Source organism: Undibacterium sp. JH2W (genome assembly GCF_049340425.1).
In the GTDB taxonomy this organism is placed as follows: Bacteria; Pseudomonadota; Gammaproteobacteria; order Burkholderiales; family Burkholderiaceae_D; genus Undibacterium.
Genome location: NZ_JBMPOT010000003.1, coordinates 270308 through 296124 on the forward strand (window position 1 = coordinate 270308; position 25817 = coordinate 296124).

Annotated in this window: 25 protein-coding genes; 16 read left to right on the forward strand and 9 right to left on the reverse strand. The window is 48.8% G+C overall.

Going from position 1 to position 25817, the window contains the following annotated elements:
- From glp to ACO0LC_RS05755, 6 genes are all read left to right on the forward strand, one after another.
- Positions 1-1302, forward strand: coding sequence for a gephyrin-like molybdotransferase Glp (gene glp, locus ACO0LC_RS05730; protein WP_423001510.1), 1302 nt, complete (start codon positions 1-3; stop codon positions 1300-1302).
- 108 nt (positions 1303-1410) lie between these two features.
- Positions 1411-2253: a peptidylprolyl isomerase gene (locus ACO0LC_RS05735; RefSeq protein WP_423001512.1), complete on the forward strand. Its 843-nt coding sequence runs from the start codon at positions 1411-1413 to the stop codon at positions 2251-2253.
- Positions 2254-2344: 91 nt separating this feature from the next.
- Positions 2345-2695, forward strand: coding sequence for a ComEA family DNA-binding protein (locus ACO0LC_RS05740; RefSeq protein WP_423001514.1), 351 nt, complete (start codon positions 2345-2347; stop codon positions 2693-2695).
- 100 nt (positions 2696-2795) lie between these two features.
- Positions 2796-4043, forward strand: a complete 1248-nt coding sequence (locus tag ACO0LC_RS05745; protein ID WP_423001516.1) for a hypothetical protein — start codon at positions 2796-2798, stop codon at positions 4041-4043.
- A gap of 9 nt (positions 4044-4052) precedes the next feature.
- Positions 4053-4481 carry a hypothetical protein gene (locus ACO0LC_RS05750; RefSeq protein ID WP_423001518.1) on the forward strand — a complete coding sequence of 143 codons (429 nt, stop codon included), beginning with the start codon at positions 4053-4055 and terminating at the stop codon, positions 4479-4481.
- Between the two features lie 11 nt (positions 4482-4492).
- The gene (locus ACO0LC_RS05755; RefSeq protein ID WP_423001521.1) at positions 4493-6145 is read left to right on the forward strand and encodes a diguanylate cyclase domain-containing protein; all 1653 of its coding nucleotides are present in this window, start codon (positions 4493-4495) and stop codon (positions 6143-6145) included.
- Here ACO0LC_RS05755 and ACO0LC_RS05760 read toward each other — a convergent pair.
- Positions 6124-7182: a questin oxidase family protein gene (locus ACO0LC_RS05760; protein WP_423001523.1), complete on the reverse strand. Its 1059-nt coding sequence runs from the start codon at positions 7180-7182 to the stop codon at positions 6124-6126. The genes ACO0LC_RS05755 and ACO0LC_RS05760 overlap by 22 nt on opposite strands.
- Positions 7183-7271: 89 nt before the next feature.
- On the opposite strand from ACO0LC_RS05760, the gene soxR reads away from it, so the two are divergent.
- Positions 7272-7742, forward strand: a complete 471-nt coding sequence (gene soxR, locus ACO0LC_RS05765) for a redox-sensitive transcriptional activator SoxR (RefSeq protein WP_423001525.1) — start codon at positions 7272-7274, stop codon at positions 7740-7742.
- Positions 7743-7758: 16 nt separating this feature from the next.
- On the opposite strand, the gene ACO0LC_RS05770 is transcribed toward soxR, so the two are convergent.
- The 6 genes from ACO0LC_RS05770 to ACO0LC_RS05795 form a co-directional block, all read right to left on the reverse strand.
- Complete coding sequence (locus ACO0LC_RS05770) at positions 7759-9228, reverse strand: DNA recombination protein RmuC (RefSeq protein WP_423001527.1); 1470 nt, start codon at positions 9226-9228, stop codon at positions 7759-7761.
- Positions 9229-9280: 52 nt separating this feature from the next.
- Positions 9281-9694, reverse strand: a complete 414-nt coding sequence (locus ACO0LC_RS05775) for a group II truncated hemoglobin (RefSeq protein ID WP_423001530.1) — start codon at positions 9692-9694, stop codon at positions 9281-9283.
- A gap of 12 nt (positions 9695-9706) precedes the next feature.
- A complete protein-coding gene (yfcF, locus tag ACO0LC_RS05780) occupies positions 9707-10339 on the reverse strand; it encodes a glutathione transferase (protein ID WP_423001532.1) in 633 nt (210 codons plus the stop codon).
- Positions 10340-10377: 38 nt separating this feature from the next.
- Positions 10378-12876, reverse strand: a complete 2499-nt coding sequence (locus tag ACO0LC_RS05785) for an ABC transporter permease (protein ID WP_423001534.1) — start codon at positions 12874-12876, stop codon at positions 10378-10380.
- 109 nt (positions 12877-12985) lie between these two features.
- On the reverse strand, positions 12986-14239 hold the full coding sequence (locus ACO0LC_RS05790) for a cystathionine gamma-synthase family protein (protein WP_423001536.1): 1254 nt from the start codon (positions 14237-14239) through the stop codon (positions 12986-12988).
- 98 nt (positions 14240-14337) lie between these two features.
- Positions 14338-15231 carry an alpha/beta fold hydrolase gene (locus ACO0LC_RS05795; protein ID WP_423001538.1) on the reverse strand — a complete coding sequence of 298 codons (894 nt, stop codon included), beginning with the start codon at positions 15229-15231 and terminating at the stop codon, positions 14338-14340.
- Between the two features lie 145 nt (positions 15232-15376).
- On the opposite strand from ACO0LC_RS05795, the gene ACO0LC_RS05800 reads away from it, so the two are divergent.
- Positions 15377-17092, forward strand: a complete 1716-nt coding sequence (locus ACO0LC_RS05800; protein ID WP_423001540.1) for an acyl-CoA synthetase — start codon at positions 15377-15379, stop codon at positions 17090-17092.
- An 11-nt stretch (positions 17093-17103) separates the two neighbouring features.
- Here ACO0LC_RS05800 and ACO0LC_RS05805 read toward each other — a convergent pair whose 3' ends face one another.
- Entirely contained in the window at positions 17104-17646 is a 543-nt protein-coding gene (locus ACO0LC_RS05805) for a flagella assembly protein FlgT middle domain-containing protein (protein WP_423001542.1), read from the reverse strand.
- Between the two features lie 183 nt (positions 17647-17829).
- Here ACO0LC_RS05805 and ACO0LC_RS05810 point away from each other — a divergent pair, with 183 nt between their 5' ends.
- Both ACO0LC_RS05810 and ACO0LC_RS05815 read left to right on the forward strand, forming a co-directional pair.
- The gene (locus tag ACO0LC_RS05810) at positions 17830-18366 is read left to right on the forward strand and encodes a GNAT family N-acetyltransferase (protein ID WP_423001544.1); all 537 of its coding nucleotides are present in this window, start codon (positions 17830-17832) and stop codon (positions 18364-18366) included.
- Positions 18367-18473: 107 nt separating this feature from the next.
- Positions 18474-19094, forward strand: a complete 621-nt coding sequence (locus ACO0LC_RS05815; RefSeq protein ID WP_423001547.1) for a GIN domain-containing protein — start codon at positions 18474-18476, stop codon at positions 19092-19094.
- A 30-nt stretch (positions 19095-19124) separates the two neighbouring features.
- Here the strand turns inward: ACO0LC_RS05815 and ACO0LC_RS05820 are convergent, their stop codons facing one another.
- Positions 19125-19928, reverse strand: coding sequence for a ferritin-like domain-containing protein (locus ACO0LC_RS05820; protein ID WP_423001549.1), 804 nt, complete (start codon positions 19926-19928; stop codon positions 19125-19127).
- 82 nt (positions 19929-20010) lie between these two features.
- Here ACO0LC_RS05820 and ACO0LC_RS05825 point away from each other — a divergent pair, with 82 nt between their 5' ends.
- The 6 genes from ACO0LC_RS05825 to ACO0LC_RS05850 all read left to right on the forward strand — a co-directional run bounded on the left by ACO0LC_RS05825 (position 20011) and on the right by ACO0LC_RS05850 (position 25790).
- A complete protein-coding gene (locus ACO0LC_RS05825; RefSeq protein WP_423001551.1) occupies positions 20011-20535 on the forward strand; it encodes a gamma carbonic anhydrase family protein in 525 nt (174 codons plus the stop codon).
- 13 nt (positions 20536-20548) lie between these two features.
- Positions 20549-21475 (forward strand): Hsp33 family molecular chaperone HslO, encoded by a 927-nt coding sequence (hslO, locus tag ACO0LC_RS05830; protein ID WP_423001553.1) that lies wholly within the window; start codon positions 20549-20551, stop codon positions 21473-21475.
- 150 nt (positions 21476-21625) lie between these two features.
- Positions 21626-22042: a DoxX family protein gene (locus tag ACO0LC_RS05835; protein ID WP_423001555.1), complete on the forward strand. Its 417-nt coding sequence runs from the start codon at positions 21626-21628 to the stop codon at positions 22040-22042.
- Positions 22043-22217: 175 nt separating this feature from the next.
- The gene (locus ACO0LC_RS05840) at positions 22218-23258 is read left to right on the forward strand and encodes a MerR family transcriptional regulator (RefSeq protein WP_423001557.1); all 1041 of its coding nucleotides are present in this window, start codon (positions 22218-22220) and stop codon (positions 23256-23258) included.
- A 17-nt stretch (positions 23259-23275) separates the two neighbouring features.
- Positions 23276-24601, forward strand: coding sequence for an MFS transporter (locus ACO0LC_RS05845; RefSeq protein WP_423001559.1), 1326 nt, complete (start codon positions 23276-23278; stop codon positions 24599-24601).
- 703 nt (positions 24602-25304) lie between these two features.
- Positions 25305-25790 (forward strand): cache domain-containing protein, encoded by a 486-nt coding sequence (locus ACO0LC_RS05850; protein ID WP_423001561.1) that lies wholly within the window; start codon positions 25305-25307, stop codon positions 25788-25790.
- Positions 25791-25817: the final 27 nt, after the last annotated feature.

Genomic DNA, 25817 nt, shown 5'->3' on the forward strand with positions numbered 1-25817 from the left:
ATGAATACCCCATCAGCATCTGTCATGAACTTGCAAGACATTACCGGATGCATGTCTGATTGCGATCCAGAAGCGCTTACAGTAGAGCAGGCGCAAGACATCATACGTGAATACATCCAGCCTGTTTGCGGCACAGAAAAACTCACTATACGCCAGGCCCTTGGGCGTGTACTGGCAGTTGACATCACGTCACCCATTAATGTGCCTGCGCACGACAATTCTGCAATGGATGGTTATGCCTTAAGTGGCGAAAACCTATCAGGCGGCCAAGAGCTGAGCCTGAAAGTTATCGGTGCTGCTCTGGCAGGTATAGCGTTTACCGGAACCATAGAACCCCATCAATGTGTGCGCATCATGACGGGAGCTGTCCTGCCAGCAGGATGTGACACAGTAATACCACAAGAATTTACTAGCAAAGTCAGTGATAGTGAAATCAGGTTCAGTGTGGGCAATTTGCGAGCAGGTGACAACCGTCGCCTGAAAGGCGAAGACCTGGCAATGGGCAAAATCGCCGTGCGCAAAGGCAAAATACTGACCCCAGCAGACCTGGGTTTATTAGCCTCTCTGGGCATCCCGGAAGTTAGCGTGCAGCGACGCCTGCGTGTCGCCATTTTTTCTACCGGAAACGAATTACGCTCCCTGGGCGAAGTACTGGAAGCAGGCAGTGTCTATGACAGCAATCGCTATACTCTGTACGGCATGTTGACACGTCTGGGCTGCGAAGTACTGGATATGGGCGTAGTTCAGGACAGTCCGGAAGCATTGGAGGCCATCATGCGTAGCGCCTGCGAAAATGCCGATGCCATTATCACTTCAGGTGGCGTCTCTGTCGGTGATGCTGACCATACCCGGAGAATGATGGAGCGACTGGGCGATATAAGCTTCTGGAGCATCGCCATGCGTCCTGGCAGACCTATGGCTTTCGGTAAAATCAACTCCTCAGGCAAGAGTGCTTATTTGTTTGGCTTGCCAGGCAACCCAGTGGCGGTCATGGTATCGTTTTACTTCTTTGCCCGCCAGGCTTTGCAGCAATTAATGGGGGCAGACACCAAGCCCTTGCCACTAATCAGTGTCAAATCGGACACAGCCATACGCAAACGCCCTGGCCGTACTGAAATTCAGCGCGGTATTTTGGCAATGCGTGATGACGGCGAGCTTGGCGTCAGCACTACTGGCTCACAGGGCTCAGGAATTTTACGCTCCATGTCCGAGGCAAATTGCATGATAGTCTTGCCTCATGATCAAGGCAGCGTCGCCCCTGATGACAAAGTCCGCATTCTCTTGTTTGAGGGATTAATTTAAAGAAATAGGCAGGTATTTGTATAGAAATCGTAACAGCGTCTAACAGGGCGATAAAAAACCGGCCAGGCAAAGTAAAATACTAGCGTTTAAATAATTTTGGAGAACAGTTTGAAAGCGACAACATGGCTCTTGGGTGCCTGTGCATCTATCGTATTACTTAGTGGCTGCGGCGGTTCGAAATCGGATACCACAGTAATACCATCTGTGACCAAAGTCACAACAGATCAAGTGGTTTATCGCAAGATCACCAATTTCACGATTACAGGGCAAAATCTGGATAAAGGCTACAACGCTACCATTCCTGCCTGTCTGACGATTACTGAATTGGCTGGCGGCACAGCCACACAAAGAGTCTTGTCCTGCAAACTGGTAGGTGTTGGTGCTTCCTCTAACTATACGATCACAGCAGGAAATGGCACTACCCTGTATTCAGGTATATTGGATCTGACTTTAAAAGCACAGCCCCAAGTGACGATGATAACCAGCATGGGTACTATCGTACTGGAACTAAATCCAGCAAGAGCACCTATCAGTGTCGATAATTTCCTGAACTATGTGGAAAGTGGTTTTTATGTAAACAAGATTTTCCACCGCGTCATCAAAAACACTATCGTTCAGGGTGGTGGATTTACTGCAGACTTGCAGCAACCTACGACACTTTCCCCCATCAAATTGGAAACACCGAATGGCCTGAGCAATTTGCGTGGCACCATTGCAATGGCACGCACCAGCGACATCAATTCTGCCACAGCACAGTTTTACCTGAATGCTGCTGACAATCTTGGTTTTGATGGCCTGACTGCAGGCACTGGCTATGCTGTCTTTGGCAAGATTGTTACTGGTCTGGACATCATGGACAAGATCAATGTCGTGCCAACGACAACAGCTGCAGGTATGACTGATGTTCCTGTAACACCGGTATTCATTAATTCAATGGTACAAACACAATAACATGTTATGCTGCACCTAGCAGCTCTCATGGAATTTGTCTTAAAACAGGAGCCGTCGTGCTCCTGTTTTACTTTTTGGGATTGGGGTAAAGATGAAAAAACAATGGCAAGCAATCTTGTTGGTGGCAGCTCTGACTGCACTGACTATAGGCACAACATCTGCGGCAGATACTGCAAAAAAGGTTTCTTCATCTGCTTCCGCTAGCGCATCAACTTCAGTATCCGCTTCCGCCAAAGCAGAACTCATAGATTTGAATAACGCAACCAAAAAAGAATTGGCTACCCTACCTAAAATTGGTGATGTGCGTTCTGATGCCATCATCAAAGGACGGCCCTACAAAGGCAAAGATGAATTGCTTAGCAAAAAAATACTGCCTGAAGATGTTTATAACGGCATTAAAGACTTGGTCATTGCCAAGCAAAAGCCTGTAGAAAAAAAATAAATATGTAGTCAGGTGCAGTATCTGTAAAATTGATTTTACAGATACTGAAAAAAATAGATGCCTTTGATTGTGTAGCACTTTGCCGCCGCAGTGAGGTTCTATGTCAAGCAGGTTTTCACGTCTCCTTCTGAGCTTCAGCTTACTGGGACTGTCGACCCAGGTATTGGCTGCCGACGACAGCACAGCATTCACTGTGAGTGGCTTTGGTACTCTTGGCCTGGTCCATAATGACACCAGAAACGTCGACATAGTCCGCGATCTGACACAAAACAATGGCGTTGGGTTTAGCAGACAGACTGATTTTGGCATGGACTCCAACTTTGGCATCCAGGTCAATAAGCGGGTTAACGACAATCTCGATACAGCAGTGCAAATTGTCAGCCGTCGTTCAACCAACAACTTTCAACCAGATGTGACCTGGGCTTACGCTCGCTACCTTCCCAACGACAATCTGCAATTGCGTGCGGGTCGCCTAGGGTTCGATGTATATCTACTGGCTGACTCGCGCAATGTTGGTTATTCTTATCAATGGGTAAGGCCTCCCATAGATTTTTTTGGCAGCCTGATTATTTCTTACTTTGATGGTATGGATATGGTTGTCTCCAAACAACTTGGAGATGGCATATTACGCAGCAAGGTATTTGCCGGAGTGGCTAGAGAGAAGACCTCGACTGGCAACCCCGGTGAATTTCTCTCGCTGAATCGCTCAAGACTGCTGGGTGGACACCTGGAGTATCAGACCCAGAGCTGGATATACCGCATAGGTTATGCTGAACTTAAGTTCAGGAATGAATTTCCCCCCTTGCAAAGCCTGCTGGATAATCTGCGCTCCCCCTTTTTGAATACCTTCATCCCAAGTGCTGCAGGTCTGGCAAGGGATGTCTCCCTGGAAGGCAAAAAATTCAAATATCTGTCTGCAGGTATTGCCTATGACCAGGGGCCTCTGCAAGCGCAGTTAATGCTCAATCAACTCAGTTCAGAGTCCCTGCTTTTCCCCACCAACAAAGCCGCCTACTTGACTGTCGGTTACAGAATCGAGCAATGGACTCCTTACTTTACCTATTCAGCATCCCGTCCTGTCGACCGCAAAATACCACATCGCCTGCCAGTTGGCATCAGCCCTGAGATTGATATGCTGGGGGCAGGCATTAACGAAGCCATTGACAACCAGTTTAATCACCAAACCACGATATCCCTGGGATTGCGCTACGACCTGACAGAGAAGTCAAATATTAAATTACAGTATGACAGGATCAATAGCAGTGATTATTTTCTGGTGCGTAATAATCAACCGGGATGGAACGGAAAGGCCAATTTGATCAGCATTGCCTACAATTTCATATTTTAGGAGAGCATGATGAAAGCCGCATGTCATCTTCTCTTATATATCAGCTTCTGGGGTTGTTGCCAGGCTGCACAAGCAGACTTGGTGGTAATCGCCAATTCGCAAAGTGGGATAGAAAAATTAAGCAAGGATGAAGTCATCAACTTGTACATGGGTAGAAACCGCAAATTGGCCACCGGTGTGAACGCCATGCCGCTGGACCTGGCAGCCGTCAATGTAGAAAAGGCCAAGTTTTATGCCATGCTGGTCAATAAGAATTTGCCTGAAATCAACTCCTATTGGGCAAGGCTCATGTTCTCAGGCCAGGGCTCTCCTCCTTTGCAAGTAGAGACAGCAGATGAAGTTTTGGATATAGTAGGCAGTAACAAGGCAGCAATTGGTTATATAGAGCGCAAGAAGCTCGATAAGCGGGTAAAACTGATCTATGACCCTACACAGTAAGTGATTTTTGCATGTTGAGACTGTTACGTACCAGTATCGTCTATCGCAGCGCATTTATTGTGCTTGGCATCGCCCTGTTCGTTGGCATCTTCTTTGCCTTGCTCAGCTACCATTTCTCGGCAAAATCTGAGCAAGAACAAGCTCGCCAACGCATGCAAGCCTCGCTGAGTACAGTTGAGAACACCGCCAGCATTGCGTGTTTTGTACTTGATCAAAACCTGGCAGCAGAACTCACCCGTGGTCTCTTGAAGAATGGTGATATCAGCCGGGTACAGATCATCTCGGATGGAAAAGTCCTGGCCGAGGCAAATAAGCAAAGCACGAATAAAACCGAAGCTTCTGCACTTGCCATACTGCCAGGTATCAATGCTTCCAATCAGCTTGTGCATGAAGTGTTTTCCCCATTTAATCCCAAAGAAAAAGTATGTGAAATCCACCTCGATCCCAATCTTGACTTTATTCGCGAGCAAAGCACTTCCAAGGCGCGCTTTATCGTCTACCTGCTATTGTTGCAAGCCATTGCCATGGCCTCAGCGGTGGTCTATGTTGTGCTGAACATGATCACCAAACCCATCAAGAATATTTCTGACAGATTGCATACCCTGGCACCAGAATCAGGCGACAGACTGGGTCTGCCAGATGGCAATGAAAAAGATGAAATAGGCCAGCTCGTGCGTGACGTCAATACCCTGGTTACCAGCTTATTGAAAACCTTGAATGAAGAACGGACTTTGCGCATCAAGCATGCGATTGGGGAAAAAAAATTCCAAACCATCTTTGAAAATGCGGAAACCGGCATTTTCCAACTCAATTTTGCAGGCGAATTACTGTCTTACAATCCCGCCTTCCTGCGTATGTTCTGCCTGGACCATCATGAAGGGGATGCCAGCATTTCCAATGCCCTCACCTCCCTGCTTGAAGGCCAGGAATTGCGCCTGCATTTAATGATAGATACAGCCATCAATGAAGCCCGGGTCATGTCTGACGATTTTTATATCCAACTCACAGCTTCCACTCACAAAAAATGGGTCAATCTTGTTATCAGCCCTGCTGAAGACGGTATTTTACAAGGTTTGGCTAACGACATTACTGAACGTAAATCGCAGGAAGAAAGTGCCAATCAACTAGCCATCACTGACCATTTAACCAGCCTCAATAATCGCCTGGGCTTTGAAAAAGAGATTAGCCGTCTATCCAAAGAGCATGCTCATGGCAATGCCCATGGCTTTTTTCTGTTGATGATAGACCTGGATAAATTCAAGCAAGTCAACGACAGTCATGGCCATACAGTCGGCGACCAGGTATTAATACATTTTTCCAGACTTGTCAGTAATACTGTCAGAAAATCCGATTTCGTCGCCAGGTTGGGTGGCGATGAATTTATCATCCTGCTAAAAGATTTGACGTATCTGGTCAAAGCAGAAGAGATAGCACAAAAAATTATTACACAAGTCAGTCAACCCATCATATTCGACGAAAACCTGTCAGTGCAAATCGGTGCCAGTATAGGTATCAGCTATACCGGCCCGACAGAATTCAATGCAGAAGATTTGTTAAGGCAGGCTGATGCCGCCATGTATGAAGTCAAGCGCAGTGGCAGAAATGCCTATCGCGTCGTCCATCTGGCTGGCTATGAAAATCATCAGGAAGCAGACACAGTGTGAGCATCCTGCATTTCCATGACGACTAATTGATACAGGATATTCGGTCGCAAACTTATTTCCAGGGCACAGGTATAGGTAAATTTGATGACATGATCGTCATTGCTATTGATTGCCATTGCAAATAACACAGCCCAGCTACGAACTTGCCCATGTTTTGCTCGCATGTGGTTCTCATACACAGCTGCATCGACCAAGGCCGGTGCGCCGACAGATACATATGCTGCACATAGCGCAAGCCATAAATCCTGCAGCCTGCTGGTCAGCACATTCTTATCCAGATACGGCAACAACTGCCGGGTAGCGTTGATACCGGTAACGATATGCAAAATCGTAAAATCTCCGGTCTGTCCATATGCTGAAATAGCCCATAACGCCAATTCCTCCAGCAAATTATCCGTGACAGGTACGCCAGGCAAACATTGGAGAAATTGTTCATCATTCACGACCGCCCGCATTTTTTCGACAATCATCCTGTCTGGATAAGTTTGACCGCTCATATGATTTGAGAGTTCTTTAAAGCCTGCCGCAACCGAACTTGCTGCTTGCCGTCCTGTCATATCGATATTGATATCAAAATTTGCGGCTACCAGAGCAGCCAGGCTGGCAGCGATTTCCCCTGCGTGGTTTGCTTGCAATGCATAGGCTAGCCTTATCAGGGCATGGAATGCTGTTGTCGCAGGAGCAAATGGAACAAGGCCAAAAACATCTCGGATGACTTCGTTTTCTCCACGTTCAGCGATACGGCTGGCAAAACAGGACTGCAAATCTGCAAAGTATTCCCTCTTACCAAGATAGTTCTGAAAATCTTCATACCTGATTATCTGATTAAGAGGCAAGACTGGCAAAGCATATGTATCATGCCAATGCGCAAAGAATTCCTGCAAACGATTGTCGCTCGCCCCCATGCCAGCCAGTGCACCCAAGGCCATGGGGCAGTGATTGGTCGTGCCCTTGCCATTCAAGGCAAACTCCCTGTTCTTGTCCAGCAAACCTTGTAAAACCGCATTGCGACTGATACCTGCCATCGAAGCTGTCATTTCCACACTCCATGAATGATTGAACTTGCTGTAGTATGCAAGTTCAAGTTAACTTGAAGTCAAACACTTTTTCATACGGGAGAGAAATGATGACTGATGCAAACAATGCAAATTTAATCAGTATAGGCGAACTTGCCAAGCGCTCCGGCATCGCTGCCAGCGCTTTGCGCTTTTATGAAAGCCGGGGTTTGATAAAGAGTATACGCAGCCCTGCACAACGTCGCCAGTTCCCGCGAGAAGTATTGCGCCGCGTTGCCTTTATCAAGGCGGCGCAAACGGCAGGACTGACTCTGGAAGAAATAGAAAACAGTTTAGCCACCCTACCCGGCCAGCGGACACCAACGAAACAGGATTGGGAAAAGCTGTCAAGATCATGGCATTCTCTGATAGAAGAGCGCATCAGGGCATTGACAGCCTTGCGTGACCAGCTCAGCTCCTGCATAGGTTGCGGCTGTCTGTCGCTCAAATCCTGCGCACTATATAACCCACAAGATATTGCCAATACCCGAGGTACTGGGCCGCGTTATTTAATGGGTGATAAATCTTCCGACCTGGTTTAATCAAGTCGAAGTATATTTATTCTGTATCAGCATCGCCAGCATCAATACTGGTGCCCAGCAGGCTTTGCGCAGTATCCGCAGGCAGGGCTTCTACACTCTTTAACTTACGTGTCATTTGTCGGGTTCTGACTTCTGCCTGATCGATATTTTTTGCTGCTTTTTCCAGTGCTACTTTTGTAGCAGTCAGCACATCCGCAAATTTGCCAAACTCTGTTTTGACGGCGCCCAGCACTTGCCAGACTTCTGATGAACGCTGCTCCAGCACCAGGCTGCGGAAGCCCATTTGCAAGCTGTTCAGCAAGGCTGATAAAGTCGAAGGACCTGAGATGGAGACACGGCAGGTACGTTGCAATTCGTCGGCCAGACCTGGTCTGCGCATGACTTCAGCATATAAGCCTTCCGTTGGAAGGAACAAAATGGCGAAATCCGTCGTCAACGGTGGTGACAGGTATTTCTCTGAAATAGTTTTAGCTTCAAGGCGTATCGCCCTCTCCAGTTCCTTGCCCGCCTGCGCCACCCCTTCTGCATCGGCACGCTCTGCGGCATCAATCAGGCGCTCATATTGTTCCTTGGGGAATTTTGCATCGATGGGCATCCATACCGGCGCTCTGTTCTCTACCTTGCCTGGAAGCTTGATGGCGAATTCCACCCGCTCACCTGAACCGGGTATGGTTTCCACATTCTTGGCATACTGGTCTGGCGTCAGCATTTGTTCCAGCACCATTTCCAGTTGCACTTCACCCCAGGTGCCACGGGTTTTCACATTGGTCAACACGCGCTTGAGGTCACCAACACCTATCGCAAGCTGCTGCATCTCACCCAGGCCCTGATGGACTTTTTCGAGACGGTCAGAGACCAGCTTGAATGACTCACCCAGACGCTGCTCGAGCGTGGCATGCAGTTTTTCATCGACGGTCTTGCGCATTTCTTCGAGTTTGCCTGCATTGTCAGCCTGCAGTTGCTGAATTTTTTGTTCCAGCGTTGCGCGTATTTCATTCATGCGCTGGGCATTTGATTCTGTCAGTGCAAGTAGAGTTTGATTCAGGCTGTCACCAAAACGTTTCAGGCTTTGGCCTTGTTCATCACGGGCAACCTGTCCTTGCAAAATGAAAGCCTGCCTGAACTGTTCCAGTTGCTGGGCATTGGTTTCATTGAGCTTTACCAATTGCTGGGAGAATGCATCGATCTGGTTATTTTGCAGCGTCGCCACACTGGTCAACTGAGCTGCCAGGTTTTGTTGCAATTGGCCAAAGCTACCAGCCAGTTCCTGGCGACCAGTCTGGGCTGTCAATTGCACCTGCTCTCTTAATGCGCGTTCACTGCGTTCCTGCGACATCTGGGATTGCTGCTGGGTTTGGCGCAATTGTTCCTGTATGGCGAGGATCCCACCCATGTCTTGACTACCTGTCTTGCGCAGCAGAAGCACAATATTCAGGACCACGGCCAGCGCAGCCAGCAAAAGTATCAGTACCTCAAACAGGCTCATAGAAAAATATTCAGGTGAAAAAAAGGGATTTCAAATTGTGAAGCCTGGAAACTTAACCAGGGCGGTTACGCATCCAGTCAGCGGTCTGATAAAACGATTGCATCAAATGCTGCTGCAAATCTTCACTGACGCCGACATCCTGCATGGCCCAGGCCATACAGCGCAACCACTGATCGCGTTCACTGCTGGCAATGGCATAAGGCAGATGGCGAGCACGCAGGCGCGGATGACCAAACTGTTCTATATACAGATTGGGGCCGCCCATCCAGCCAGACAAGAACCAGTACAGCTTGTCGCGTGATCCATCCATGGGAGTGGGATGCAATGCACGTATACCAGCAAATTCTGGCTCCAGTTCCATCAAGTCATAAAAACGGTCAACCATCTCGCGCAGTTTTTCTGCACCACCCAACAATTCATATAAATTGACCTGGGCTTCTTCATTATTTTCAACTTCAGTATTCATATCATTTATTACTTAAAGTGCTGGCCTTGTCTGATTCACCCATAATTGCACCGCAGGTCTTTGCCATTGCTGGGCTGCGAATCTGGCTAATTTTTCAGGTACATGATCACCATGCAGTGCCAGACGGTTGATCATTAAGGCGAGATCGAGATCAGCGACAGACCAGTCACCGAAGAGGTTTTCAGCACTGTCTGGTATCAATGATTCGCCAACCAAGAACAATTGCGCCGCTGCTGCCCTCGCAGCATCAGACAAGGGTTCCAGCTTTTTGCCATAGAAGATGACCTGGGTATTGCGCTCAACCCGTATAGGCATCAGGGCGCTGCGTATCCAGGCTTGTACTTGTCTTGTCGTGGCGCGGGCATGCGTGTCTTTGGGATAAACAGCCTGTTGTGGGAATACTTCTTCCAGATACTCGGTAATCGCTGAAGATTCAGACAAGGCAAAACCATTGTGCACCAGGGTAGGCACGCGCTGCGTCAAGGATGTAGCAGCATAATCTGGTGCATGCTGTGCATCAGCGTCCAGGTCTACTGTCAGCAAATCAAAGTCCAGGCCTTTTTCATGCAGGGTGACAAACACCGACATCGCATAAGGGCTGGTAAATTGTGAGTCTACATAAAGCTTGATGTCTTGTTTTTGCAAGATATATCCTTTTAAATTAATTGAGTAGCGCGCTGCCATCAAGCCTCACGCAGGCTTTGCAAAGGTGGCTGATTCAAGACATTGCGCAAACCCAGCCAGCCACCCACCACGGCGCAAGTCGCGCCAACAAACAAGCCTGCCAGCCAGACCAGGGGCGAGAAAGTCCATTCAAAATTAAAACTGAAGCGTGCCAGTGCCCAGCCTATGGCTGATGCACCAGAAGCTGCCAATACACCAGACAAGCCACCTATCAACAAGAATTCTATCCACTGTGCCTGCGAGAGTTGCTTGCGGGTTGCTCCCAAAGCACGCAAGAGCGCAGCCTCACGCATGCGTACATCTTGCGAGCCAGCCAGTGCCGCATACAATACCAGCACACCAGATGCCAGTGTGAACAGGAACAAAAATTCTACTGCCGTAATCACCTGGTCCAGCACATCCTGCATTTGCTTGATCATGGCACCAACATCCACCACGGTCAGGTTAGGAAAATCACGCATGAAGCGATTGACGAAAGTTTTATCTGTTTCAGGCAAACGGAAAGCAGTAATCCAGGTTTGCGGCATATCAACCATGGCCTTGGGGTTGATGATGACAAAGAAGTTCACACGCATGGAACCCCAGTCCAGCTTGCGCAGACTGGTGATAGTCGAAGTCACCTGCTGACCTGCGACATCAAAAGTCATCTTGTCACCCAGCTTGAGCTTCAGGGTTTTGGCTATGCCCTCTTCCACCGACGCCTCAGCCTCGGTTGCCTTGCTATCGTCATACCAGCGACCGGCAGTGATCTTGTTCAGAGCAGGCATATCAGCCATGGTTGATAAATTGAATTCGCGGTCCACCATGCGCTTGGCCTGGTCTTCTGCATAAGTGTCCCCAGTGATAGGTTTATCATTCAAGGCGATCAGGCGACCACGTATCATGGGGTAAAGCTCAGGCTTGCCAAAAGCCTGCACTTGCCTGGCAATATCTGCTTTTTGATCTGGTTGTATGTTGATGACAAACTGATTTGGTGCATCCGCTGGTGTGGCTTTTTTCCATGCAGTGATGAGGTCACCGCGCACCACAGTCAACAACAGCAATGCCATCAAACCCAGGGCCAGGGAGACAACTTGTATGACTGTTGCACCAGGTCGTCTTTGCAGCGCTGTAATAGCGAAACGCCAGGCAGAATGTGCAAATAATGTACGCATGCGCTTGAGTGAAAACATGCCCAGCCAGGCGACCAGCGCGAATACCAGCAAACCCACCAGAAAACCAGCAGCTGTCATCAAGCCCAGTTTGATATCCGCCGTTTGCCACAGCAACAAAGCCACGAACATGCCGAGGCCAAAGGCATAAGTCAGCAGCGTCATGGCTTTGGGCGCATCCTGTTCACGTCGTATGACGCGGTTATGCGGCACATTACGCAATTGCAAAATCGGTGGCAAGGCAAAACCTATCAGCAGCAATAAACCTGTGGCTATGCCCTGCACGGCAGGCAAGAAGTTCGCATCCGGCAAATCCTTGGCGACCAGCTTGCCCAGCCATTCCAGCAAGACATAATGACCTGCATAACCCAGCAACACACCAGCGATACTACCCAGCAAACCCAGAATCAGGAATTCAATCAGATACATGGACATGACCTGGTTTTGTGTCAAACCCAGGCAACGCAACATGGCACAGGCATCCAGATGGCGCAGCATGAAACGGCGTGCCGCCATGGCAATGGCAACTGCGGCCAGCATGGCTGACAACAGGCTCACCAGCGACAGAAATTGATCTGCCCTGTCCAGGGTGGCGCGCATTTCCGGGCGACCTGATTCAAGTGACTCCAGGCGTATACCTTTGAGTTTTCCAGCCTCTATTTTGCCCTGCAACTCTTTTTGATAGACAGCAATCAATTTGGCATCGCCCGCCATGAGCAAACGATAAGTCACACGCGACCCATTTTGTATCAGTTTGCTGGCCGGTATATCCAACAGCGATATCATGGCACGTGGCGCAAAATTCATGAAGCCTGCGCCCCGGTCAGGTTCCGTGCCTATGGTCTGGGTCACGGTCAATTGCAGCTCACCCAGCTTGATTTTTTGGCCTACATTCAAATTCAGGGCTGACAGCAAGACTGGGTCTACCCACACTGTGCCAGGCTGCGGGACGACATCGGTAGCGACTTCTGTTTCGCCCTTGTTGAGTTTTAACTTGCCACGCAAGGGATAATCGGCGCTCACCGCTTTTAAAGAAACCAGACGGGATATGGCTTCATCGCCCTCGCCCGCCAGCGCCATACTTGGAAAAACTACCGTTTCTGCCGTCTTGAAGCCGCGTTTTTCTGCTTCTTGTCGCCATTCTGGCTTGATAGGCTGGTCAGCAGCGACCAGCAAATCAGCACCAAGCAACTGATGCGCATCACGGTTGAGGCCGCTGCGCATCCTGTCGGTAAAAAAACCGACCGAGGCCAGGGAGGCCACGGCAATCATCAAGGCAATCAGTAAAAAGCGCAGCTCCCCAGCACGCCAGTCACGCATCGTCATACTGAGAGAGAGTTTGAACATAGTCACTTTGCCAATACAGAAATTAAAATCAAATACAACGCAGCACCATCCGGCACTACTGCCAGTAGTGCCGCAAAACAGGTTTTAGTTCAAAGATTGCCTTGTTTTTTTACTCAGATGCCAGCGCTTTCGCAAAATCATCCAGCAAATCCTGGGTATCTTCTATGCCGACAGAAACACGTATCAGAGAGTCGGCTATCCCCATATCGGCACGACGTTCTGCCCCCATCTCAAAGAAAATGGTGTGCGCAACCGGAATAACAAGGGTGCGGGTATCACCAAGATGGGTTGCATTAATCGCCAGCTTCAGGCGATTCAGGTAATCAAAGCAATCAATCTCGGGTTTTAACTCAAAGCTGAACAAGGCACCATAGGCAGCAAATAACTCAGTGGCAAGCGCATGCTGGGGATGGTCTGGCAAGCCAGGGTAATGCACCGCCGCCACACGTGAGTCGGCAGCAAGCATTTTTGCCAGTGCCAGAGCGTTGGCGCACTCCCTGTCCATGCGTAAGGCGATGGTTTCTGCACCTACGGCCACCTGATGTGCTGCATCTGGTGAAAGCGAGGCACCAAAGTCGCGCAAAGCCTTGGTCCTGATTTGTGCCAGGCCTTGCATTTGTGCAGGCTGTTTGCGGAAATTGGCGGCAATATTTGGAAATGTGCTCCAGTCAAACAGACCCGTATCTGTCAAGGCACCACCGAGTACATTGCCATGGCCGGCAATGAATTTAGTGAGGGAATTGATCACCAGGCCTGCATGTACAGTCTTGGGCTGGAACAAATAAGGCGAAGTCATGGTGTTATCAACTACAAACAAAATGCCTTTTTCACGACACAACTCGCCTATCTTTTTCAAATCAGCAATTTGTGTGCGTGGATTGGCGATGGTTTCGACAAATACCATGCGCGTTGCTGGTGTCAGTGCAGATGCAACGTGGCTTACATCGATTGCATCTACCAGGGATACATCAACACCTTGGGCGCTCACGGTTTGCCACAGGCTATTGGTATTGCCAAATAAGAATGAGGATGACACCACATGGTCACCCTGGCGCAACAAGGCCTGGAACACTGCACCTATGGCAGCCATGCCGGTTGCAAATGCAATGGTAGCCAGACCGCCTTCCATCTTGCTGATTTTTTCTTCCAACGCAGAAACAGTAGGATTACCCTGGCGGCCATAACGGTAGCCAGATTGTTTATTCTGGAACACTGCAGCCAGATCACGGGCATCGCGATAACCATACATGACCGAGGTATGAATAGGCTTATGGACAGAGCCATGCTCTATGTTTTTTTGTCTGTCGCTATGCAGGATGGTGGTGGTAAAACCGTATTTCGGTGGTTGAGATGTTGTGCTCATAGTGCCGGGATATGAATAGAAAATAAAAAGCGAGTTCTTGGAGTTTAACCCAGAACTCGCTTTTTCATTCTTGTACCGATACCGTAAAGCTGGCTAAATCAGTCCTTCAGCAAGAAAGCCTCTATCAATTCAGCCAACTTCTCAGGCTGGTCATGGTGCAGCATATGTCCGGCATTCATGATCATCTCTTTTTGCAGTTGCAGTATATGCTCCAGGCGCCTGTCTATTTCTACGCGCGCCTCTTCTTTTGGGCCCATCCATTGCCAGACATTGGTGTCATCTGCCTCCATCCACAATACTGGTGCGGTAATTTTTTGCCAGCAAGCCATGACTTCTTCCACTCTGTACAAGAGTGGACTGGTTTGTTTATGGGCAGGGTCACCCAAAATCTCCCAGTAACCGGGGCTGGTTTCCTTAGCCCAATGGGCAGATAAAAATGCCGCTCTTTCATCAGAAAGACGTGGATTGGTTTTTTGCAAACGGGCAGCCACCTCTGCTTGCGTGGCATACGTACGCAGGCCCGCCTGATTTTTCAACTCATCCAGCCATTTCCTGTAGCGGCCAGGAGCCTGTTTGGGATGGGTCACTGGCATACCAAAACCTTCCAGATTGATGAACTTGCGCACGCGCTCTGGACGCACGCCTGCATACAAGCCAGCGACATTCGCACCCATGCTGTGTCCCAGCAGATTCACAGGTTCATCCGGTGAGATATGTCTTAGCAGCGCATCAAGGTCACCCAAATAATCGGGGAACCAGTAAGTGTCTACCTTTTGCGGCTCAGTTAATCCAAAGCCACGCCAGTCAGGTGCTAACACTTGCCAGTCTTGCTTGAGACAATCGACGACAAACTGGAAAGACGCAGACACATCCATCCAGCCATGCAGCATGATAATCTTGGGTGCATCTTCCCGCCCCCAACTGCGCACATGGTATTGCAGGCCACGGATATCAAGAAAAGACGTGCGTGAAGGCTTGAATGGAGTATTCATAAGAATTTAATATTTTTCATCTGGAAATACAGGGAAACGCCAGCCTGCAAAGCATATTATCAAGTAGCATGATACTAATGCCTCAGGGCACTTGCAGCAAAACCATGCAATAGCACGACCGTTCGATTATTATAACGGAGACAGGATGAAGCAGTTGAACAAACTCAAAGACCAGACAGCAAACGTTACAAAAGTTGACGAAGTTAATCATTACGAGCAGCTTTACCACGAATTCAGATGGGATGTGCCTAGCAATTTCAATATCGCAGAAGCCTGCTGTCACCGCTGGGCTACAAAGCACAAGCATGCAAAAAAGACGGCCATTTTGTATGAAGACAGCGAAGGCAATAGCCGCCGCCTGACTTATCAGCAGTTACATGAGCAAGCCAACCAGCTTGCCAATTTGTTCTTGCAAGAAGGTATACAGCGTGGTGACGTGATCGCCTGCATCTTGCCACAAAGGCCAGAAACCGCCATCACCATCATGGCTTGCCTGCAGATTGGCGCCATCGTCATGCCCTTGTCCTTTTTGTTCGGACCAGAGGCGCTGGAATATAGGCTGCAGCATAGCCAGTCCATCGCCATCGTGCTGGATGGTAGTGGCATCAAGGCATTTGAAGAAATCCGCAGCCGTTGTCCCGATCTGAAAACAGTGATCAGCCTGGATTGCACTACCAGCGATGACTTACCACCCTGTATAGACTGGGCAACACATGTGCCCAATATGCCTGTCACCGCCCGTATAGCCGACACCCGTTCCAGCGATCCGGCCATCCTGATCTACACCAGCGGCACGACTGGCGCACCCAAGGGTGCACTGATCCCGCATTCGGCCATCATCGGCAACCTGACTGGCTTCGTGGCTTCGCAAAACTGGTTCCCGCAAGACGAAGATGTATTCTGGTCACCAGCTGACTGGGCCTGGACTGGTGGCTTGATGGATGCCTTATTGCCTACCCTGTATTTTGGCAAACCCATCGTTGGCTACCAAGGTCGGTTCACTGCCGAGACTGCCTATTATTTGCTAGAAAAATACCAGGTCACAAATACCTTTTTGTTCCCCACCGCCTTGAAAATGATGATGAAGGCGGAGCCCAAGCCCAGAAAAAAATACAAGCTTGCCCTGCGCGCCATCATGACGGCAGGTGAAGCAGTTGGTGATGCCGTCTTCAACTGGTGTGAACAAGCTTTGCATATCACACCGAATGAAATGTTTGGTCAGACTGAAATGAACTACATCGTCGGCAACAGCCATCAATTATGGCCAGCCAAACCTGGTAGCATGGGGCGGCCTTATCCCGGTCATAAGGTGGCAGTCATCGACGATGATGGCAATGAAGTGAGAGATGGTGAAATTGGCGAAGTTGCCATGAGCCGCTATGATACCTACGGCCATCTTGACCCTGTATTCTTCCTGGGTTACTGGAAAAATGATACTGCAACCCGTAATAAATTCTCTGGAGACTGGTGCAGGACGGGCGACCTGGCTACCCGCGATGCTGATGGCTACCTGTGGTATCAGGGTCGGGCCGACGATATGTTCAAGGCTGCCGGTTACCGCATAGGTCCTTCAGAAATCGAGAATTGCCTGGTCAAACATGCGGCAGTGGCAAATGTTGCTGTCGTGCCGAAACCAGACAAAGAACGTGGCAACCTGGTGAAAGCTTATGTAGTTTTAAGCCAAGGTTATCAAGGCGACGATAATCTTATCAAGGAATTGCAAGACCATGTGCGTGGCAAACTGGCACCGTATGAATATCCCAAGGAAATAGAATTTATCGATGCCTTGCCGATGACAACCACCGGCAAAGTGCAACGCCGTATCTTACGGCTACGTGAAGAGGAGCGCGCAGCAAAATAGTTCTGGCCAACTCAGTGCTGCGCTAATACCGTGGCACTGACCAGACTGGCAACCTGGTCGAGCATATCGCTAATGGCCTTGCCATACAAAGTGCTATTGAAAGCTACCCCATCAAAGACATGTTCCCGTCCTATGCTGATATTTCCCCCAACCGTGCTTGAAAATTCTTGCTGTACCAGCATCTGACCAGTGCGCGCATCATAGATGCGCACATCCAGTTCTATGGCTCGTGTTCGTTTTTGCAGCAAGCCAAAAAGAACGTCATCTATCTTGGCACCAGCGTTGCGAATCTCGCCAGAGACGATATAGCGGCTGGCATAAGCCTGGCCCAGTTGCTGCAGAAGATTCACCGGTGGTTGATCCTGTTGCCAATCAAATGACAATAAATCAGTGCAGGTGCGCACCTGCACTTGCCGCTCACGCATAAGCCTGCGGGCAATGGCTTTGGGAAAGCCCTGGGCGGCGTCATCAATATCGACTACCTGCACCGGTTTATTGACGGCAAAGCCAGTCAATAGTAATGCTTTATTGGGTGGCAAACCAGAATCGGTCATTTGTGCGATGGAGTGCGTAGAAAAGAATACGCCGAGTAAAATTAACGCGAACCGGTTTACCATTGAGCTTAAGCCTGTCATTTTGTTCTTTTCAGGATTGATTGCTTTGATTACGACAGCATTGGCGACAACTTTAAGCATCCATTACAATCTATGAATCATCAACCTCTTAGCCTAAACAGAATGATCAACCCAACTCTGAAAATTGCGCTGGTCACAGCCGATGATGCAGCCGCTGTATTGGCATTTGAACAGGAAAATCGCCGGCATTTTGAAGAATGGATAGCCAGCCGTGGTAATGATTTTTATTGCTTGCAAGAAGTACGTTCCAGTCTGGAGCAAGCGCAATACCTGGCCAATGCCAAGCGCGAATATCATTACCTGGCCTGGGTAGAAAATGAAGTGGTAGGCCGCATCACCTTACGTGGCGTTGAGCAAGAGCAATACCACAAGGCATTTTTGGGCTATCGTTTCAGTCAGCGCCACGGTGGCCACGGCTATGCGACGGCTGCAGTCAATGCCGTGGTAAGCCAGGCATTTAATGAATTCATGCTCAATCGTATAGAAGCTGTAGTGATTATCGACAACCTGCCATCCCAGGCCATCATGCGCAAATGCGGTTTCACAGAATATGGTCATTCTCACGCGTCCGTATTCAGAAATGGCTTATGGATGGACATGCTGCACTATGAAAAGCTCAACACCGTGCGTCCGGCCTGAATTACTGCTCATCCCCAGAATTGTGCAGTTCATCGCAAAGCTAGCGCGAGTGTAGATAAGATTGGTAATACTAAGGCGTCGTAACCTACTCATCTCTGGAGAAATTCATGCGCCGTTTATTGTTGATATCTGCCTTGCTGCTTAGTTCTACCGCATTCGCCGAAGAGCAAACCCGTAACCTGCCCACCTTCAAATCCATTAAAACCCGCAGCGCCTTTGGCCTTGTAGTAGAAGTCGGCAAACCTCAGTCTGTGCAAATCAAGGGCAATGAGCGGTTTATCAACAATATCGTGACCGAAGTCATTGGTGATGAGTTGGTGATTTCATATAAAGAAAAGAATACTATCAAAATCAACGACAATACTCAGGTCATCATCAGCATTCCAGAACTCAGCAGGTTCAAGATGGAAGGCGCGGGTAAAACCATACTGAATAATCTTTCCGGTCCTCACTTTGCCCTTTCTTATGAAGGTGCGGGCATGCTGGTCGCAAGTGGCCAGGTTAAATCATTTACTTTGCGGGCCCAAGGTGTAGGCCTGGTAGAAACCAAGGACTTGATTGCCGAACAAGTGGATGCCCGTTTGGAAGGCGTAGGTTCTGTATCCGTCAATGCCCGCGACAATCTCTATGCCTCGGTCCAGGGTATAGGAAGCCTGACTTATTATGGCCATCCACGCAACATCAGTAAAACTGTAGAGGGTATAGGCTCAGTACGGGCAGGTGACTAATCGAAGATGAGCAGAAAAACCCTGCCGTGATCAGCCTGCTGCTTCTTGCAAGGCACGCAATTCGTCCTCATCAAACCCTGCTGCTCTTCTGCCCTCCAGGTTAAAAGGTCCTCGCACTGGCGGGGCCTTGTATTTGCGGGTCATCTCGGCATATGTCGAGATGATATCCAGCCCCTGCTCTACACACAGCTTCTTGTACCAAAAATTGCCGATGGCAACATGACCAATTTCATCATGCAATATAATCGCCAAAATATCGGTAGCAGCCTGGTCACCTGCCTGCGCCAGCTTGGCCATCACGGCTGGTGTGGCATCCAGGCCGCGCGCCTCCAGCGTGCGTGGCACCAGGGCGAGGCGGGCCAATAGATCACCTTTGGTTTTTTCTGCCATTTCCCACATGCTGTTATGCGCGGGAAAGTCTCCATAAGCAAAACCCTGAGTATGTAAATGTCCAATCAGCAATTGGAAGTGATAAGCTTCTTCCTTGACCACTTTCAGCCAATCCAGGTAAAACTGCGCAGGCATGCCGGCAAAACGCCAGATGATGTCTGCTGCCAGATTGACTGCATTCAATTCTATATGTGCCAGTGCATGAATCAGCACAGCCCTGCCCTCAACCGTGTTCATGGCGCGCCGTCCCACCTTACCCGGCGGTACCAGCTCAGGCTTGCTCAAACGCCCCGGTATGCCTTCAGGCTCAGCAAAAACTGTCACGACATCCAGCAAGGATTCCTTGAGAATTGCATGGATAGCCTCACATTTACGATGAGGATCTGGTTCCAGTACCGCAGCCAATGCGCATGCTCTTAACTCATTAATAACTTTATCTTTCATATACATGTGAAGCCAGGCAAGTAAGCGCGCAGGGGTTTACAATAGTGTTTTAGCTCAAAATGCGCCATTTTACGGAATAATCATGCCCATTTACCAATTCGGTGACCTAGCCCCTGAAATTGATGCATCTGCCTATATTGCCGACAGTGCCAACATCATAGGCAAAGTCAAGATAGAAGCCAATGCCAGCATCTGGTTTGATGTCACCATACGTGGTGACAATGAATTGATTACCATTAGTGAAAACAGCAATGTGCAGGAAGGCAGTATTTTACACACTGATCCTGGTTACCCCATGGTGATAGGTAAAAATGTGACTGTCGGCCATCAGGCCATGCTGCATGGCTGCACCGTTGGCGATGGCTCATTGATAGGTATACAGGCGGTAATACTAAATGGCGCAAAGATAGGCAAGAATTGCCTGGTTGGTGCTGGTGCACTGGTCACGGAAGGCAAGGAATTCCCGGACAATTCCCTCATCATAGGTTCGCCCGCCAAAGTGGTAAGAACACTGGGCGAAGCAGATATTGCCGGCCTGCAGCGCAATGCCGACACTTATGTCAAGCGCGGACAAGCTTTTAAAACTCAACTCAAACGCATAGACTGATTTAGCGATAACAATGACTGATACTCTACAAAAATTCATGTTCGAACATGCCGGTGTACGCGGCGAAATGGTAGAACTGACCCACACCTGGCAACAGACCCTGACACGCAAGACTTATCCGGCTGCCGTACAAACCATACTGGGTGAATTGATGGCAGCATCTGCCCTGCTGTCAGCCAACCTGAAATTTGATGGCACCATGATCATGCAAATCCATGGTGATGGCCCGGTCAAGTTATTGGTGGTGGAATGTGACGCCGAACTGAAAATGCGTGCAACCGCCAAGCTTAGTGAGCATGCCTCTATTGCTGACGACGCCAGTTTGTCGGACCTCGTCCATTCCCATGGTAAAGGTCGCTTCGTCATTACCCTGGACCCAAACAATAAATTGCCAGGTCAGCAAGCTTACCAGGGCATAGTGCCACTGGATGGCGATAGCATTGCGACTGTCATAGAAAACTATATGCAACGTTCAGAACAGCTCGATACCAAACTATGGCTGGCAGCTGATGACCAGGTAGCACGCGGCATGCTACTGCAAAAACTACCCAAAACCGGCGGTGCTGAGGCCCAGGTGGAAGATGAAACCGAAGCCTGGAATCATGCCGTTATGCTGGGAGATACCCTGAAACGCCCCGAATTACTGAGCACAGGCATAGACATACTCTTGCACCGCCTGTTCTGGGAAGAAACCATACGCGTATTCGACCCCTTGCATCCGCAATTCCAATGCAACTGCACCCGTGAAAAAGTCGGTGACATGCTCAAATTGCTGGGTGAGGAAGAAATACAGTCCGCTATCGCTGATCTGGGTACGCTGGATATCAATTGTGATTTCTGCGGCAAACACTATGGCTTCGATAAAGTTGACTGTGCACAACTATTTGTCGCTACAACGCTGACCGAAGGCACTTTGACAGCACCAGAAATAAAGCACTGATTTGTGCTGGTCTGGCGCACATTCCTCGCCAGATCCAGCAAATCAAAATTGCATTGCGCTTATCACTCCATACCTCAGTTTGGTCACACTACCTGATTCTTTCACTTATTTTCATGCCATTGTTGAAAGCTTATTATTCAGGAGAAACCCATGATTCAACAATGGTATAAAACCGATCCAGTCAATTTGCATCGCGGCATGGACATCGTGCGTATAGGCGTGGCCTTGATTATTTTGATGCACCCGCTACATGGCTATTCTCACATAGCGAACATCCCACGCTTTGGCGAATTCCTGACGGAGCTCGGTTATCCCTTTGGTACTGCTCTGGCGTGGCTGGTCTTGCTAGTACAAACTGCCAGCAGCCTGGCATTGCTGGCTAATCGCTTTGTCGTGCCTGCCTGCATAGGCCATCTCATCGTCATTTGTTTTGGTCAAATCCATGTGCATGCACAATACGGTTGGTATGTCGTCGGCCCTGGCTCAGGTGGTATGGAATGGGGTTTTATTCTGATGACCAGCTTGCTAGGCGTCATGTGGGCATATTGGCCGCAAAAAACTCGCTAATCGCCATTTCATACAAGCGACTGTATAGCCCGGCAAACAGTTTCGACTGTTGCCGGGATGGCCAAACCTCCCCGTTCCGCCTTCCTTCACATCTTCCAAGAAAAATATTTTCAAAAACCCTTTGACCCTGACACAGGGTGAGGCTTTATAGTCTGTCTCATTGAGGAGACCAGGCATGTTATTGAAAATCGGTGAATTAGCCAGCCGTACTGGCTTGACTATACGTACGCTACATCATTACGACAAAATTGGCTTATTGAAACCATCTGTACGTTCAGAGGCGGGCTATCGTCTCTATAACAGGTCAGATATTAAACGCCTGCATCACATTCAAGCCCTGCGCCGCCTGGATTTATCGCTGGCAGAAGTGGGCGATGTCATCAACGGTGCTGGCAATGATTTGCACTACGTCATAGACGAGCAGATTTCCGGACTGGATCAACAGATAGCCCAGAGCATGGAGTTACGCGACAGGCTGCAACAATTGTCTGGCTTATTGAAAGCCAAAAGCGAACCCAATCTGGAATACTGGCTTTCGACGCTGGAAATGATGAGTTTGATAGGCAAGTATTTCAGCCGCGAGGAGATTTTGCATATGCGTGAACTGGAGCTACAGGCGAAAAGCAAGCTTGAAACGCATATGTCGCCCCTTATTCAGGCAGCCAGGAGCTTGCTGGATCAAAAAACTTCACCGCTAGATCCTGCGGCCAAGCAATTGGCCAGGGAATGGGTGCTGGCCATGAGTCAGATCATGCCCGATCCCAGATTACTCAGCAAATTCACCCTGATGCACAGAAAAGAACCTTCCCTGCAGTCATTAAGCGGTGTCGATGATGAAATGATGGACTTTATCACCCAGGCATCAGTAGAGGTCAGATACGACATTTACAGGAAGCACCTGAGTGAAGATGAGTTACAGTATTTTCGTCACTCCTTTTTTAAAAATGCCGAATCCTGGACACGGATCTTTTCTGAGGTAAGGCAAAAAATGGCCCTGAACCTGTCACCTGAACACCCAGACGTGCAAGTCATTTTAATCAAATGGCGCACCCTGTTCATGGACGCCTGGGGCAACCATCTGCCAACCATGCTCAAGGTCAGGAGCATCCACGAAAAAGAACCAGAGCTAAGCATAGGTGGCGGATTGACGCCGTCTATCATTGCCTACGCTCGTCAAGGCATGGCAATTCTTGAAAAGAATTACCCCTTGAAATAGACTTTAAGGAAAACAGCATGAATGAAATGAACAAAAATACAGCCGGCGGCCACCCCAAGGGCATATTCAAGGATAGTAATTTCCTTTGGATGATAGGCGGTGGTGCGATCTCCATGCTGGGCGACCAATTCACTTTAATCGCTCTGCCCTGGCTGGTGCTGAAAATGACAGGTGATACTCTTATACTGGGTATCGTCCTGGCACTGATCAGCGTGCCGCGTGCATTGCTTATTTTGCTGGGTGGCGCTGTGGTGGATCGTTATTCCCCCAAGACAGTGATGATGCAAACCAAGTACATCAATACGCTGCTGTTAGGTATTTTGAGTGCACTGATTTTTTACAGTAAGCTGGAATTATGGATGGTGTATGCCCTGGCCTTGGGTCTGGGAATATCAACTGCCTTCAGCATACCTTCAGGCACGTCCATGTTACCCAGGGTAGTCGCACCTGCACAGTTACAGTCTGCAAATGGCATCATGCTGGGCATACGCCAGTTGACCATGTTCATAGGTCCCGTACTGGCAGGCTTGCTGATCGCATTGTTTGGTTCACACAATGGCACGCATGAGCAAGGCATGCTCAATGATGCACAAGGATTGTCAGCGGCCTTCTTTTTTGATTGCTTCACTTACGCTTTTTCCTCGTGGACGCTGAGTAAAGTCAGGATGAACAGTGGCATGCCCGCGCCAACTGGCGGCGCTCCTGCGATACCAAAACCAGCGCTGCTGCATTCACTGGCAGAAGGCTTGCGTTATTGCTGGAATGAGAAACATTTGCGCAGCTGCTTTCTCTACTGGTCGGCTATCGCTTTCTTCATCATGGGGCCGATACAGATTGCCTTGCCCGTCATGGCGAATCAACTCAGCAATAGTGCCAGTGCACTTGGCTTGCTGGCGGGTTCTCATGGGGCTGGCACTTTATTGGGCATGGCTTTGGCAGGGATGAAACCGAATCTGCGCTTTGGCAATCTGGGGCGCACCATTTTGCTAGTGGATTTTATTGTTGGCATATTGTTTATACCCATGGGCCTCATCAACGCAAGCTGGCAAGGTGCAGGCATACTGCTAAGCGTCGGTATCCTGGGTGGCTTCTTGCATGTGGCAGTTTTCACCTGGGTGCAAAAACAGGTGCCGCCGCATATGATAGGCCGTGCCATGAGTATGTTCATGTTCATCTTCATGGGCATAGGCCCAATCTCAGCCGCATTCACGGGCTGGTTGCTGCGCAGCATCAACATCCCTCAACTTTTCATGGGTAGCGGCAGTTTGCTGATATTGATCGTTATTATGGCTACACAATTTAGCCCCATGATAAGCGTTACAGACAAGCGTGCCTCCGTCTGAAAAAAAACACCTTATCAGCTCGAGTTCGCACTATCTCCCGCAATAAAGCCCGAGAAAGCTGAGCCTAATATCATTCAAGTCCAGGACAAGGTCAAAATGACATTTACCCTGGACTTCATGCATCACAACCGGGATAAGTTTTCAATGTAAAAAGCAATGTCGAGATCAAGAAGATATCCTGTTTTTCTGCCTGGCAGAAACCATGGGGCCATCCATAATGCAAATTGGCAGTTTTCAGGCACCAAGATTGATTGCCGCGTAAGTTGGTATAAAACCTGAAAAAACTGGCACTGTGGCACAGGCATTGTCTTACTGGCCACTCACCTGGCGGCAGGCAACGCTCAATTCAAATGTCGCATTATCCAAGTGCTGCATCAAATCTGTTTCCAGTTTTCGAAAAACAACAATTTCAATGTTAAATCGGGTTAATTTGAATAGCAAATTATTTCCATTCAACTTAACTTCACTATCTTTAGTCCTATGATGGAACTACTGGATAATTAAATTGGATAGTAGCAATTACATCTAAAAATACGCCCTGATATTTACATTTCTGCCTATCATGAGAATGCTAGATTAGGCTGTTGCCTGGAAAACCACAATCAGGATTCAATTGGTCTTTGATAAATCCAGGATTTTTCCTCTTTTGTTTCAAGGCATTTAGTTTTAGTTCCTTCATCAGCAACTAATCAGGGAGACACCCATGGAAAAAAATTACCTCGCATACGCTTTGGGATTATTCATTGTCACTTTGTCTTGGAACGCCGCAGCTGCCGAAAGAAGCACAGAAGCCGAAGCTGTTGCATTGATACAAAAAGCGCAGGAATACATTAAAAAGAATGGCGTAGAAAAATCCATCGTGGAATTCAATAAACTCGATAGTCCATTCAACAGTACCAGCGACATCAACAAGAAAGGTGATCTTTACATATACACGCTGGATCAAAAGGGATTTCAGGCAGTTCATGGGAAAAACCCAAAAATTGTTGGCAAGACCATGATAGATATGCGTGATCAGGATGGCGTTTATTTGATCAAGGAAATGGCAGAAAAATGCTTTTCTGCAGGCAAAGGATGGGTTGCCTATCGCTGGCCCAACCCTGTCACCAAGGATCTGGAAAAGAAAAAAGGCTATGTTGAAAGAGTACCTGGTCAGGATTTCTGTCTCGGAACCGGTATATATTATTAATTCATCGCCTGTTCAGTCCTGGTAAGG